A 14,370-nucleotide genomic window follows, 5' to 3' on the forward strand; every position below is an offset into this window, starting at 1 on the left:
AAAATTTTGATTAATTCATTAATGTAATATAATAAGGAAAAACATTTAGTGATTGTTTTTCTAATATAGATAAAATATCAATTTTTATAGAGTTCCATTCAAAATCAGAAACTTGCACGGTAGGATTAGGATAAAGCATTATTTCAATAGATGGAACCAATCCTTTGTTAGTTTCAATACTGGTTTTGAATATTTTTCTTATAACCACTTTTTCAATTTTATTACTACATATTTCATAGCATAGTGCTTTAATGTCTTCTTTGGTAACAATCCTGTTTCTAGAGAGTAACGCTTTACGGTATGCATAAAGTCGTTCTTCCATTGTAAGGTTATCTTTTCCTTGAAAACTAGGAGTAAGAAACCTTCCTTTTTTTTGCTTTAGCTCACTTCCTTTATAAGTATTCAGAGAGCTTCCAGATTTTATTTGATTGGCTTCTTGTCCATTTGTTGTCCAATATTCTATCAAAAGTGTATCTTTCTTCTTAAAAGGTTTAACAGAAACGTAATTTGTTTCTGCTACTGTTTTTGTCATATCTAAAACTTTTTTTTCTAATGTAGCTATATTTTGATTTAGCATATTGGCATTAGATTGTAAAAAATCGTTTCCATAAATAGAAAAAGCAGCACTTTCATCTTTTAGTAAATCTATAAGATGTAAAAGATATTCTTTGGCTTTCCGAGAATCAAGTTTACTTACATTGTCTCTTCGTATTACAAAGGTTCCTTTTAGATCTTTATCAGCATCATTTTCTCTTAGGTTGTATATCTGTCCCGAAGTATTACTTACGGTTTTAACATCCAGAAATAAATCCATTGTACTTAAAGGAGCAATATCTATATAATCTTTTAGTTGATAAGAAACACTCTCTAATTTACGATTTAATACAGGAAAAGCATTAAATGAGCAAAACAGGTTTGTTAAAATGGTATTGCTGATTACCTTGGGGAAAACTATTTTAATCCAATTTACATTCTGAAAATCTTCAGTATCGTCATAATGTATAAAGTTAGTAATTTCTTCGGGAATTTTTATAGTTCTCTGTAGTGAAATATCAGAGTTAATTGTTATAAAATGCTTTTCATAGGTTTTTTTTACGTCATTTTCAATATTTCTCGTTTTATTAGGAATATGAGAAAATACAGATTCTAAATCCAAGCGTTCAGAATTATCACTATTCATATATCCCGAGGTTACATCAACCAACGTACCGTTGTAATAAAATTTTGCTTGTTGTAGATAATGATAAAATAACTCCCTGTCTTGTATATCTAATATTTCAAAAAACAGAGAAGCGTTTTTTAAATGAATATTTTCGTGATCAGATTTGATGCCCAAATAAAGAGTAGAAGAAGGTAAAGAGGCTTTGTCTTTATATGTAAGTGTTATGTTGGATCTTGATTTTTCTTCAATTTCATAAGCATCTTTTCCGCAAAGGATATGAGTGATGTTAGCATCTATTAATTTGTTTTCCTGAACCGGAGAAAAGAAGATGTTTTTTATGGTACGATCTGCACCTGCATTTTTTATTCTTTTATTATAATAGAATAAATTTTCTGGAGTAATGAAGCTTTCTGGCGATATAGGTTCGGCATAAGCAATAGCATGAGCAGGACGAGCACCATATAAGGTTTCTGGAGTCATTAATTGTATAAGTTGCTCAGTTGCTCTTGTTTGTGAATTGTTGATTTCTCCAGAGATTTTTGCAATCTCAGAAGCGCAGGCATCAATAAGAAGCGTTACAATAGGATCAAAAGAGGTTTCTATCTCATTAGGAGGGACCCCCCAAAGCGAAGCAGCCTTTTTTATCATCCTATTTTTAATCTGTGTTGTATTTTCTTGAGCCATAATTAATATGAAAGAGGAGCGATATAAAATTTTTCTAAACAAGAAAAAGGCTCATTGGTTAAACAAATAGTTCCATTTACTTTTATATCTACACGTTTTTTTACTCTGTTTAGGTTTGAAATATTTCTAAACTCATCTTGTTGTATAGTAACCTTTAAGCTTACGTTTTTCAATCTTTTTTCTTTACTGGTGATACTTTCTGAAAGAGACTCTGTTATGATATCTCTAAGTTTGTTGGTTGTTGTCAAGTTGTCAAAATCTACATTCCATATTGAGCACCCAAAAGACTCATCAAAAACACATTCTCCAAAATGAGTAGTTGTTATCAGATGTATGAAATTAACAATTGATTGTGTAATGTTACATTGTTTAGCCTCTTTGTTACTAACAATTTTTTTAGTTTGTATGGGTAAGCTATAATACGATTTTATCATAGAGTAAAGGCTAAGAAGTTTTGTAAATCATCGCAATTTAATAAAGTTTTTACATACTAGAGGTAAGTTAAATGATAAACACGAATCTATTTTTTATTAATATTTTTTAATAACCTAACTTAATAATCTATAAAAAAGAATAGAAGTTTTTATATTTGTATAAATAATCATGGGGTATGAAACTATTTTGTAAAATATTAATGGTCATATTAATGGCTTTTGTTGGGGTCACAGGATGTAAAGGTACAGATCCAATTGCTTATATGAAACAAAAAGAAGGGCAGGAAAAAGAAGTTTCTCCTATTCAAAAAAAGTACGCTGCTGTCATAGGAGTGTCTCCAAAAGAAATAAAAAATATACCTCTTTATACCTTTATAGATAGCTGGATAGAAACGCCCTACAGGATGGGGGGAGAAACCAAAAAAGGTATTGATTGTTCTTTTTTCACTCAATTTCTTTATCATGATGTGTATAATAATTTGATAGAAAGAACGGCAGAAAAACAATATATGGCTCCCAGTACAGATAAATTTATTGGGCAGGAATTTTTAAAACAAGGAGATCTTTTGTTTTTTAATGAAAGAGGCTCTCAGCATCATCCTATAACTCATGTAGGTATCTATTTGGATAATAATCATTTTGTGCACTCTACATCAAAATTAAGTGGCTCAGGAATCAATGGAGTTCAAATAAGTAATTTTACAGATAGTTATTGGCAGCGAATGTTTGTAGCAGCAGGAAGAAAGCCAAAAAATGCAAATGGGGAATTAAGTCAGAAGTAAAAAAATAAGCTTTTCAGATATTCTGTTGGTTTAAATATGCAAGATACCGAAATACAAAAAATATATAAAGAGTTGATGTCAGCTTACAAAAATTTGAAAGCAGAAGTTTTTGTGGCAGAAATTCTCGAATCTTCAGGTATTAAATTCAGTGATATCGACATTTTAAATAAAAGTACATTTTCTAGGTCCTATCGTAGAGATGTTATCGATTTTACTTTAGATACGTATTCAGGAACAAAAGATAAACTTCAGTTTAATTTGGCTCGTAATGGGATTTATGATCTACTCCCAGAAGGAATTTTTCATGAACAAGTAAAAACGAGTCAATCTTCATACAAACAGATACGACAGAAACATAAACAAGAAGAAAAAGATGCTAGGTTTTTTTTCGCACCTATAGAGAATGAGCTTTTTGTTCAGAAAGTACGAGTAGAACAAAATGAAAGAAATTTATTAGATGAGTTTGTAAATCTTAAAAATAGTTTTCTTCTTGATTTTTGGGGATTGGATGATGAAATTCCCGAAGAATATTGCATGAAATTATTAAAATTATTGCCTTTTGCATATAAGATATCAGGTGATCCTGAGCTTACGGCTTTAAGTTTAGAAAAAATTCTTGAAGAGAAAGTCAGTATAAAAAAGACATTTGAACCTTATCATAGTAATGAGGCAAATAGTAATAATAAATTAGGGTTAGATTTCGTATTGGCATTAAATGATTCTCATGTCTCATACCCTGTTTTTGAAATAAAAATTGATCAGGTATCAAGAAAAAATATGAGTAAATTTTTGCAAAATGGGGAGGCAATAAAAATTATTAGTACCTTTTGTGACTATTTTATCCCAATAGAAATAGAAACTAAGCTAATGATTACGTATTCAGAAAAGGAAAGTGTGTTTGTTTTAGATGAGTCAGATAGTCCAAGATTAGGTTTAACAACAATGATATAAATGAATATGGTTTTGATTGCAGGTTTTAGTGCAGATATGTTTAAGGTAGGTATATTAATGCTGGTGATTACCGTTGTTTTGATGGGGTTTGTAACTGGGTTAAAAAAGCTATTCTTTAAAAACAAGAAGAAATTCTTTTTGTACATATTGGTTACATTGTTGCTTTTTGCAGCTACAGCGTTGTTAAGTAATGAAAATGTACTTAATAATATACCTCTTAATAATTTTATAAGTTTTCAGGTTGTGTTTTTGCTACTTGGTGTTTTACATATTTTGGCATTACGTAAATTTTTTCCTGATTTGTCAGAAACCCCAACAATGTTTTGGTCAGAATTTCTATATACTGTTGTAGTAACATGTGTAGGATTAATTTCATTTATGTTTGTGGTTGGAATTTATAGACCAGAGTATATATATATCTTTCTGGTCTCTGCTATCACGTTTTTGATTCCTTTTATGGTAGTAAAATTATACGAATATGCAATATCTGTGCCTGTTCCGATTTATAAAAAATGGTATTACCCAGTAGATAAAAAGGTAAAGGATCCAAAAGACGAAGAATTACTAAACCCTCTTGTAATATCATTTGAATTTAATAAAGGGAATGCACTTGAGGAGATTAGTAATTTTAGGCTGAAGGCTCCTGAGCGAATGGAATTTGGCAAATTATTTTACTTTTTTATTAATGATTATAATGAGCGACATCCTGGAGGAGAGATAATTTATGTAGATGAAACTAATAATCCAGCAGGATGGATTTTCTATACAAGGCCAAATTGGTTTGGTGTTCAAAGGTTTGTCAACTATGCTAAAACCGTAGAAGCCAATAATATAAAAGAAAATGATGTTATTATTTGCAAGAGAGTTTAACAAAAAGTTAAATTTTTCAAAAAAAAAGGATTTTAATTTTTAGGTTAAAATCCTTTTTTTATGGGGTTAAATTAAAAACAGTACGGGTTTTAATTACCAGTATGTAATACTTTTCTTTCTTTAGGTTGATTTTGAACCATTTCATGTTTTTTAGTTTACACGATAGTTCTAATTTTTTGAGTACATTTATAATGTGCAAGTCACGTTAATTATTTATTTATTATTTATTAATTTAAAATTTTATTTATTATGTCTTTTAAAGCTAAATTAAAAGTAGGAGGAAAAGAGTACAATGTATTAACTTGTGATTACAATCTACATCAAGAAACTGATCTTACAGGTCGTCCGTCTTCAGTAAGCAGAGGGGGTAAGATTAATTTACAATTAGAATCTACTGCTGATACTTTTTTTTCTGATTGGATGTTTAACAATTTTGAAATGAAAAGTGGTTCTATTGTTTTCTTAAAAAGAGACACAGAGGCTACAGCTAAGGAATTAAAATTTACGGACGCATACGCGGTAAAGTATAAAGAGGTTTTTGATTCTGCGGGTAAAACTCCAATGATAGAATCGATAGCTTTATCTGCTAAAGCAATCAGTATGGGTAATGGAGAGCATGTAAATGATTGGGTATAATCTTAATATATCAATATTTTTAGTATAAATTTCTAAAGGGAGTGTTTTTTCACTCCCTTTGTTATCTAGTTTTTTATGAGATTTATACTGTGCTTTTATTAATAAATTCATCAAATTAAACTTATTTATTATGTCTTTCTTAGCAAAATTGAATATAGACGGAGAAGAATTTAATGTACTAGAGTGTGACTTTGGGATCAAACAAAATATGGATGAAACTGGTAGACCCAGTGCTAAACCTAAAGGAGGACAAATACACCTTTTGATTGAGTCAAACTTGAAAATCGATTTTTTTGATTGGGCAACTTCAGGATCCGCAATAAAATCTGGAGAAATCGTTTTTTATAGAAGAGATAATGTATCATCTCTTAAAAAAGCAGAATTTAGAGATGCCTACTGTGTGGAGTACAGAGAGCGTTTTAATGCTTCAGATTCTGAGCCTTTGAGAGTGTTTTTAGTGCTTTCTGCAAAAGAATTGGTGATGAGAGGGACAACTTTTACTAATAACTGGCCCCTTAAAGCTTAAAAACAAGCTATGGGAAAGCAAGAAAAAAAGAAATCTAAACTTCAAAGAAAAAAGGAGCTAGGCAAGCAATATGGTGTTTATATGAACGCATATGGCGGTTATGCAGATGAAGAAAAAGAACGCCCATTAGTTGATATCATAGAAAAAGTAGCACTTCATGTAGGTATGATACCATCTTACTTGCATACTATAATTATGGGAGAAGGATTGGGGTATTTATATATAGATTTAGATACTAATTATAAAAAAGGAAAGCTTGTAACGGATAACACGATTAGTGGATTTCAACATTTAGGGCTTGATTTTTTTAGCTCTCCAAGAGAATTGCCTAGGTTTAAGAAATACCTTCCGACTGGTTATAATGAAGGAGATGAGTATACTGCTGTGATGGAGAATCGTAATGAGAGGTATGGAGTAGAACAAGTTCCTAGTGCTAATTTTAAAGATTTAGAAAGTGCAATATATGGCTTTGCTGCTGTGATCAAACATCGTCAGGAGTTATTTGTAAAACATTACAAACAATATGGGTATACTAACCCAGATGAAGATCAGATCGCATATTGGACTTATTATTACTATCAGGCAGAAGGAGATGCTCGACGTGCCTTGCAATCCAGAGGAGAATTTGATATCTTTAAGGATAAAGCTACTTCCAGATTAGCTATACATGTAAAAGCTTTAGAAAGAGTGGCAGCCTGGAGATATGTACAACATTATGATATATTTTCACAATGAGAAAATTCATTTTTTATAGTTTACTATCAATACTTAGTTTGTCCTGTAATGCTCAAACCAAAGAGAACTCTAAATCAGACTATGATGCAGAATTGGTTGATTTATATGAGAAATTAAGGGATAGCTTATATAATGATGATTTTACGATTAGTAGAAAAGTTATCAAAGAATTCAAACATAAATTATACCAAACCTTAGAAGAAACAGAAAATTCAAATTTTAAGTTTGATGATTTAGAACAAAAAATAAAAATAGTCTCTTCAGAGGATAAGCGACTTATGATTTTTAGTTGGAACGAATCTAATGGGATGAATCGAAGAGATTACAACTCTGCTTTTAGATATAATGATGGCAATAAAGTATATGTTAATGATCTGGTCAATACTCATAAAAACCCAGAAGTAACAGATATTAATGTCAGTTATTTCGAAATTTATAATTTAGAAAAGGACAATTATCTTGTTTTGGGATATGGAACTTATGGAAGTGGACAAGAGTTTTATACTGCACGATCTTTATCATTTAAAAAAGACATCTTTAGTGATTGCAATGCCTGTTTTAATAAGAAAAACATACTGGTATTGAGAAAAACGAGAGGAAATAAAGATAGTATTATATATGATCCAGAACGTATGTCTCTTACATATCCCGAATATATAGAAGATGAGAAAAGTGGTTTTATGAAACCTACAGGTAGAATAATTACTTTATCTTATAAAAATGGTATGTTTTCTATTGATCAATAGAAAACACCTGTTTTTAGAAATAATCTGAACACAAAATAAAAAATTATGGCATTACAATCCAATATTCAGATATTTATAGGAGGAACTCTCATTCCTACTTATAAGAGATTAATGCTCCGACAAGATCTAGATTCACACCATATACTAGAGTTGGTATGTCGTATGGATGTACTAGAAAAACTTGGTGGGGAGATGGCCTCAGAGAGTAAAAATTTTCTGGGAGAAATTATTACTTTACAAGTCTCCTCTTCTCAAGGTTTTTCAGGTTATGGAGAATTAGAGTTTAAAGGAGTAGTGATCAAAGTAAATAATACCAAAGGTTTTGATAACGGAGAAGAGGATACTGTAGAAATAAAAGCACAAAGTGCTAGTATTATTGCAGATGATGGTCCTCATTTTGCTTCTCATAATGATGTAGGATTGGCAGAAATATTAAACAAAACATTTCAAGGATATGATCAATCTAAATTAGAAACTAGTTTTAATCCGACAGTTACTTCTAATATACACTACAGTGTTCAACATAATGATAGTGCTTATCAATATGCAAGTAGATTAGCTGCACAATATAGTGAGTGGTTCTATTATGATGGAAAGGCTCTAATCTTTGGAAAACCAAAAGATAGCGAAGAAGTAATTTTGACATATGGTCATGATCTTAAAAAATTCACTTTAGAACTTAACCCAACTCCAAATAACTTCAAGTACTTTACCAATGATTATCTTACAGATGGACTACATGAGAAGACCACTACAGGAGTAAATTCTGGTGTAAATGGATATAATAGTTTTACAAGTAATAAAAGTGAAGAGATTTATGCCAAGGAGACTAGTGTTTATCTTAATTCATATAATGATCCAGAGTTAAAACAACGTTTTGATAAACATGTAGAACAGCAAAAGAAAACACAAGAACTAAAACAAGTTCTTATCAAGGGAGTTAGTGATAACCCGGGAGTTTATCTTGGACAAGTAATAAAGATAAAGGAAGCGTCTGGTTCCCAGGGGAGTTATCGAATTACTAAGGTAATGCATACTGCGACAGAAAATGGTAATTATATAAATCGTTTTGAAGGGGTTACAGCTGATATCGATGTGTATCCAAATACGAATACAATGGCATTTCCTAAAAGTGGATCTCAAGTAGCTATTGTAACAGAAAATTCGGATCCTGATGGGTTGAGTCGAATAAAAGTACAATTTCCGTGGCAAAGACCAGATGGAGAAACAACACCATGGCTTCGTATGATCACTCCACATTCTGGAGGGGAGAAAGGTTTCCATTTTATACCAGAGATAGGAGAAGAGGTACTGGTTGGTTTTGAAGGAGGTAATGCAGAACGTCCTTATGTGATGGGAGCCTTGTATAACGGAGGTAAAAATGCTCAGAACTGGCAATCCCAAAATAACGATGTTAAAGCAATTCGTACTCGTAGCGGACATACTATCGAACTTAATGATAGCAAAGGAGCTGAGTTTATTACCATAACAGATAAGAATAGAAATATCATTCGTATTGATACCGTAAAAAATAATATTGAGATTTCAGCAGGGGAGACGATGACTTTGATGGCTAAAAATATAAAAATCAAAGCCGAAGAAAATATCGATATGGTAGCAGGAAAAGACTTTACAAAAAGTGTAGCCGAGAATTATAATGTAATGACAAAAAATAGTACTCAGATTGTTGAAGAAACACTAATGACAGATTCTAAGAAACAACAAAATGTTTCAGATGAAATTTCTATTAGTAGTAACAGTAAAAATCTTACGTTAGTTTCTGGTAAAACAGTTGATGTACAAAGTGAAGAAAAAGTAAAACTGTTTTAAGTTAAATGTCATCTGTTCCTACTGCTATAACATCTATTGAAAAATGTGCGCTTAAAGAATCACATTTATACCTTAAACCCGATGGATTTTCTGGGAAGTATGGCTGTATGGTTGTTTTTGAAGATAATAACCAAAAAAATGAACTGCGATATAAATTAGATATTACTTTTATTGAAAGATCTAATGAAATTAATACGGTCTATTCAATAGATAGGGATGATGAAGTGTTTATAAATGATAGAGCTCCAGAAAATTTTATAGATCAATTAGCATTTGAAGCGAGTACTTTTATGTATCCCTTATTAGTAACAACAAATTATGAAGGAAAGATTTTTGATATCGCAAACTTTGAAGCTGTAAAAAATCGATGGAGAAAACATCAAAAAGAACTAAAAGAAAAGTATAAAGGTAAATTAGTTGATCTTTATTTAAAACGTATGGACGAGGCATTACAGTCCAAAAATATATTCGAACAGAAAATATTAAAAGATTGGTTTTTATACTTATACTTTGCTCCTTTATATACATCATACTCAGATGACTATTTTGTGTATAAAAAGATAACATATCCAATAGTGAACAAAATAACTCCTGTTAGTTATGATGTAGAGCAAAAGATAGAAAAGCATAAAAAAGGATTTCGAGTTAAAATAAATGGAGAGATTCAAGATGATCGATGTGCTAAGGATATAGAACAGTTCCTAAACACACCTTACCATAATATAATTAATCCGGGAGAGAAAGACTTGAAAGGAGAATGTGAGATTCAATATCTTATAAACGATGTGTCTGGAATTGTAGAAGGATATGATGCCAAATTTAGAACAAGTTTCAGAGTTGAAAAAAAAATAAATGTGAGAATGTTTTTGTTAGAACATTTACAAAATAAAAACCAATCACTTGATGCCGAAGAAGAGAATAAAACAAAATCTAAAAAAGGCTTTTTTTCAAGACTTTTTAGTAGCTAAAACGAGATCATTATGAGTCAGAAATATGTAGTAGTACAGGGAGCAAAATGTAAATGTCAATTTGGTGATGGGTCGGATACATTAAAAATAACGTCACATAGCAAATATTACGCCAATGATAAAGATACTGCAGACAAACTTATAGCGACTACAATGGAATTAGGGGGAGCTACTTTTGAAGCTAATACATTTGGACAATGTAAGTTACAACCAACAGGTAGTAGTTTTAAGCCTTGTCAAATTGTAGTGACCAAGTGGGATGGGTTTTATGAGGATGTTACCTTTGGTAATAATGGTCAGATATTAGTAGAAGATAGTAAAGCTATTTGTCCAATTGCAGGTAGCCCTTGTATAAGTATTATTAGTCACGGTCAATCCTCGGCAGGAAGTGTTAGTAGTGCTAAAGAAGCAGATAGTAATGTACATCAGCAAATCAATCCAATGGTTGATACTGATGGTATTGATAAAGAAGAATCAAATATTGAACAAGTGAACTTTTCATAATTTTTTTAATATGCCTCAAGGAGTAGAGAAAATTACGTTTACTGATCCAGATGTATTTAACATCAATAACTTTGTGGCCGCAAACCGCGCAGTAGACCCACCAAATAATTGGATCATAAAAGCTAATAGGGCTGTTGAATTAAAAGCAGTATATTATCCAGATACACCGCAAACATTATATAATACTGCAAAATGGATTATACAACCTAAAACTGGGAAAATCTATTCGATAGATGATCGAAGAGATAAAACAGGTGATATAGGTTTTTTATCAATGGAACCTAAATTTTGTGGACCGCAGGAATTTATTATAGAAGCTTTTACTGATCAACCAACAAATCAATATCCTCAACAATTAACTTTTAGAGGATATGCTCCACGAAAAATTGTAAAAGCAACTTGGAGTAAAACAAATGGAGGTGAAGGTATTGAAGGTTCCATAAAATATGGAGATGTTGTATATCTAAATGTACAAACAGAAGGGTTAAATGGATCTCGGCTTGCAGTCGAAGTATATGATAAAACATACGCATGGGGGGATAATATGGTAACCTCAGAAACTGTAAAATGTGAAGAAGGAGAAATTAACATTGGTTTCAGAAATACTTTTACTTGGAAAAGTAGATGGCAAGTAGGAGAGGATGATTTTTATATAAAGGTTAAATATGGTGCAGAATATGTAAAAGATAATCATGATGATGATATTCATGCAAGATTTTTAACAATTGAAAATGATATTTCTTCACGAGAAGTAGCATCTTCAACCACAGAAAGACCTGCCACGGTTGGACAAACTCAAGTTAATTTTGAACGCTACGAATTATGCAGGTTTGAGAAAATCACAATCACAGATGACAGTCAGGATGTAGTGCTTTTCGATCAAAAATCTTTAGGAATAGATGTAGAGGAAGGCAAAAAAGAATTTCAGGTTTCCGAAACGATACACTTTGATGTAGATAAATCAAATATAAGAGATGATGCTAAACCTATATTAGAAGGAATAGCTCGACTTTTAATAGATAATCCTAGAATACCAATTACATTAGGAGCACATTGTGATAGTCGTGCGGATAATGACTATAATGCTAGATTGTCGTTGGATAGGGCTAATTCTTCTAAAAGCCACTTGGTTGGTTTGGGAGTAAATGGTGATTTGATAACCACGTTTGGATATGGAGAAGAAAGACCACTGATACCAGATCCTACTGATGGAACAGAGCTTACAGAAGAAGAGCATCAATTGAATCGAAGGGTGACTATAGAATTTATGATATTTGGTGCAGATGCAGAGAGTATCATTTTTGAAGTTATTTCTGGAGATACTGAGTTTCCAAAACCAATTACTTTTCAAATTGATGAATTCAATACAGATCAATGTATTCGAAGAGGTATGCGGAATGAAGATCACAGAATGGAAGTTCCTATCAAAATTCTAACTGTTGATAATAATGCAACTAATGCAGATACAAAGCAAGGTAGCAATTTTACCTCCGAGGTTTTCTCTGATATGTCGAGAATTGGCATTACTCCTATTAAATATATATGGCCGATAAGTAGTCCTCAGAATCAGTTTCAATATCATATACATAGTTGTAGATATTATGCATATCCTGATAAACCAACATTATTAGGTAATATTTATCCGGATATCAAATGGAAACTCGAATTCTTTTTAAATCTTTCTAATGAGCTTAGTGTCAGATGGCAAAACCAAAGCCCTGCGCAACATAGGGAGTTACAACAAAAAGCAGGTAGAATTGGAGCAGAAAATAGATGGCAACAAAAGGATACATCTTTTGGTTTTGAAATTGAAGCAAAATGGAATAAATCAGGAGAAGACTCTTATGCTCGTACCCAATCTTTGAAAGTAGAATTTGAGCGTAAAATCAAAAAACTCTATGATATGTTTTCTTCAATAGGAAACATTGCTTCAGGAATAACAAATAAAACGAAAGGAAATATTAGAAATATGGGATTCCGAGGTGTTCCTGCAGTTTTTTCTGTTACTCCTCCTAATCTAAGTTTAACAGGCAACTGGTTTCTTAAAAGAGCGCAAGAAAGTGATAAGGCTATTAAAGAAATTGGGACTCAAATAGAGATAGAGTTTAAAGCAAGTCCTCTGATAGGTTTAGAGATTACTATTGATCTTATTGGAGCGGCCATAGGAGTGGCGGCAGGTGCTATAAGTGGAGGAAGTGCTTCAACGAAAGCGGTTGAATTATGGCAAACATTTGATGATGCTCTTAATGAAGGTAAAGGAATTGGAGGAGAAGAAGCTGGGGCAGATGTTAAGGCGGATGTATATGTAGATTTGGTATTATCAGGAGAAATAAGCTCCGAAATTGGTTTTTCTTTTAATACTGTTGGAGATCCAAACCCAGGAGTAAAACTCGAATTAGCAAGCAAAATTGGAATTGAGTTAAAAGCAGGGATTTTAATTGAAGGTGAAATAAGGGCTTGGGTAGTAAAAGCAAATGCTTATTTTAAAGCTACCGCCAGTGGAAAAGCATCGATAACTTTCGGACATGGAGTAGAATATGATGACAAAGGACTTTTCTATATTCCTCAACTTGGTTTTGATGGTTTAGACGTAGAGTACGAAGTTTCTGCAGCAGCAGGACTTTCTATAGAAAAAGATATCGTTGAAGGAGCGCCTGAGGTTGATTGGGATAATAGTTGGACTATACTTAAAGATGAATATAAAGAATTAGTGCCCAAATTTGATGTTGTTAAAAGTTTAGCGGAGTTAACAGGGTTTGATCCTAAGATTCCAATAATGAGAAATGATTCGTAATAATGAAATATCATATAATATATATAATAAGTTATCTAATCCTGATTATTAGTTGTCAATCGCAAAAAAAAAAGTGAAGTGGCAGAGAATGAAAATAGCAATGATAAAGAAAAATCAATAATTGAGGATATACTTAAAGTAAATCTGGAAGATTTAAAGTTAGAAAATTTTAAAGATGAAAAAGATTTTAAAGAAGATATAAGTGAGTTCTCAGAATATCTTACTGCATATAGAACAGAAAATGAGACTTCTTATAAGATAGGGACTATTCCTTTAGATACGGTTTATAGCTATAAAGGAAAAAACCTTCCTAATGGAAATACTATTGCATTTGTAAAAAGTAGTAAAACAAATGATTTGGTTGCCATTGAGCTAGTGTTGAATTATTTAGGTAAAGAAGATGTTGTACATGAATTCCTAGTTAAAGAATTTGGAAAACCCGAATTACTTAATGATGATACTTCAATTAATAGTATGAAGAAAAGGAAAAATTGGTTTTGGAAGAATTACAGCAATAATCATTCATTAATTACATCACAATTTTCAGAAACGACTATTGGAGGGCTAACATCGGCAGAAGATTCTGAAAAGGTACATACCATTTTGTTTTATTTTTTCAAAACAGATGAGAAGATTGATTATCCAAATGGTCAAATTGAAGCCATTGAAAAAAGATTAGTGAAGCGTTTTTCAAGATAAGAATAGAAGGTTTTTGAAAAAAGAAGTATATAAATGCAAAAAGAATTAA

14 protein-coding genes are annotated in these 14,370 nt (G+C 31.6%); 12 read left to right on the forward strand and 2 right to left on the reverse strand.

Translation table 11 applies throughout. From position 1 onward, the window contains the following. Window positions 1–10 precede the first annotated feature (10 nt). Both ATE84_RS13590 and ATE84_RS13595 read right to left on the reverse strand, forming a co-directional pair. Window positions 11–1,846, reverse strand: coding sequence for a type VI secretion system baseplate subunit TssF (locus ATE84_RS13590; protein ID WP_101448472.1), 1,836 nt, complete (start codon window positions 1,844–1,846; stop codon window positions 11–13). Window positions 1,847–1,848: 2 nt separating this feature from the next. After that, window positions 1,849–2,280 (reverse strand): GPW/gp25 family protein, encoded by a 432-nt coding sequence (locus ATE84_RS13595; protein ID WP_101448473.1) that lies wholly within the window; start codon window positions 2,278–2,280, stop codon window positions 1,849–1,851. Window positions 2,281–2,456: 176 nt separating this feature from the next. On the opposite strand from ATE84_RS13595, the gene ATE84_RS13600 reads away from it, so the two are divergent. The 12 genes from ATE84_RS13600 to ATE84_RS13655 all read left to right on the forward strand — a co-directional run bounded on the left by ATE84_RS13600 (window position 2,457) and on the right by ATE84_RS13655 (window position 14,321). Further along, window positions 2,457–3,062: a C40 family peptidase gene (locus ATE84_RS13600; protein ID WP_101448474.1), complete on the forward strand. Its 606-nt coding sequence runs from the start codon at window positions 2,457–2,459 to the stop codon at window positions 3,060–3,062. 36 nt (window positions 3,063–3,098) lie between these two features. Then, window positions 3,099–4,013 (forward strand): hypothetical protein, encoded by a 915-nt coding sequence (locus ATE84_RS13605; RefSeq protein ID WP_101448475.1) that lies wholly within the window; start codon window positions 3,099–3,101, stop codon window positions 4,011–4,013. Further along, window positions 4,014–4,883: a TssN family type VI secretion system protein gene (locus ATE84_RS13610; RefSeq protein ID WP_233195806.1), complete on the forward strand. Its 870-nt coding sequence runs from the start codon at window positions 4,014–4,016 to the stop codon at window positions 4,881–4,883. Window positions 4,884–5,132: 249 nt separating this feature from the next. Continuing rightward, window positions 5,133–5,519 carry a type VI secretion system tube protein TssD gene (tssD, locus tag ATE84_RS13615; protein ID WP_101448476.1) on the forward strand — a complete coding sequence of 129 codons (387 nt, stop codon included), beginning with the start codon at window positions 5,133–5,135 and terminating at the stop codon, window positions 5,517–5,519. A gap of 130 nt (window positions 5,520–5,649) precedes the next feature. Then, window positions 5,650–6,045, forward strand: a complete 396-nt coding sequence (gene tssD / locus ATE84_RS13620; RefSeq protein WP_101448477.1) for a type VI secretion system tube protein TssD — start codon at window positions 5,650–5,652, stop codon at window positions 6,043–6,045. Window positions 6,046–6,054: 9 nt separating this feature from the next. Next, window positions 6,055–6,780, forward strand: a complete 726-nt coding sequence (locus tag ATE84_RS13625) for a hypothetical protein (RefSeq protein WP_101448478.1) — start codon at window positions 6,055–6,057, stop codon at window positions 6,778–6,780. Beyond that, the gene (locus ATE84_RS13630; protein WP_101448479.1) at window positions 6,777–7,526 is read left to right on the forward strand and encodes a hypothetical protein; all 750 of its coding nucleotides are present in this window, start codon (window positions 6,777–6,779) and stop codon (window positions 7,524–7,526) included. Before ATE84_RS13625 ends, ATE84_RS13630 begins: the two co-directional genes overlap by 4 nt. A gap of 45 nt (window positions 7,527–7,571) precedes the next feature. Then, on the forward strand, window positions 7,572–9,356 hold the full coding sequence (locus tag ATE84_RS13635; protein WP_101448480.1) for a type VI secretion system Vgr family protein: 1,785 nt from the start codon (window positions 7,572–7,574) through the stop codon (window positions 9,354–9,356). Window positions 9,357–9,361: 5 nt separating this feature from the next. After that, window positions 9,362–10,324, forward strand: coding sequence for a hypothetical protein (locus ATE84_RS13640; protein WP_101448481.1), 963 nt, complete (start codon window positions 9,362–9,364; stop codon window positions 10,322–10,324). Between the two features lie 12 nt (window positions 10,325–10,336). Further along, the gene (locus tag ATE84_RS13645) at window positions 10,337–10,828 is read left to right on the forward strand and encodes a DUF4280 domain-containing protein (RefSeq protein WP_101448482.1); all 492 of its coding nucleotides are present in this window, start codon (window positions 10,337–10,339) and stop codon (window positions 10,826–10,828) included. A 10-nt stretch (window positions 10,829–10,838) separates the two neighbouring features. Continuing rightward, window positions 10,839–13,622: an OmpA family protein gene (locus ATE84_RS13650; RefSeq protein WP_101448483.1), complete on the forward strand. Its 2,784-nt coding sequence runs from the start codon at window positions 10,839–10,841 to the stop codon at window positions 13,620–13,622. A gap of 78 nt (window positions 13,623–13,700) precedes the next feature. Further along, entirely contained in the window at window positions 13,701–14,321 is a 621-nt protein-coding gene (locus ATE84_RS13655) for a hypothetical protein (RefSeq protein ID WP_101448484.1), read from the forward strand. Window positions 14,322–14,370: the final 49 nt, after the last annotated feature.

It is taken from the genome of Aquimarina sp. MAR_2010_214 (assembly GCF_002846555.1).
Lineage (GTDB): Bacteria > Bacteroidota > Bacteroidia > Flavobacteriales > Flavobacteriaceae > Aquimarina.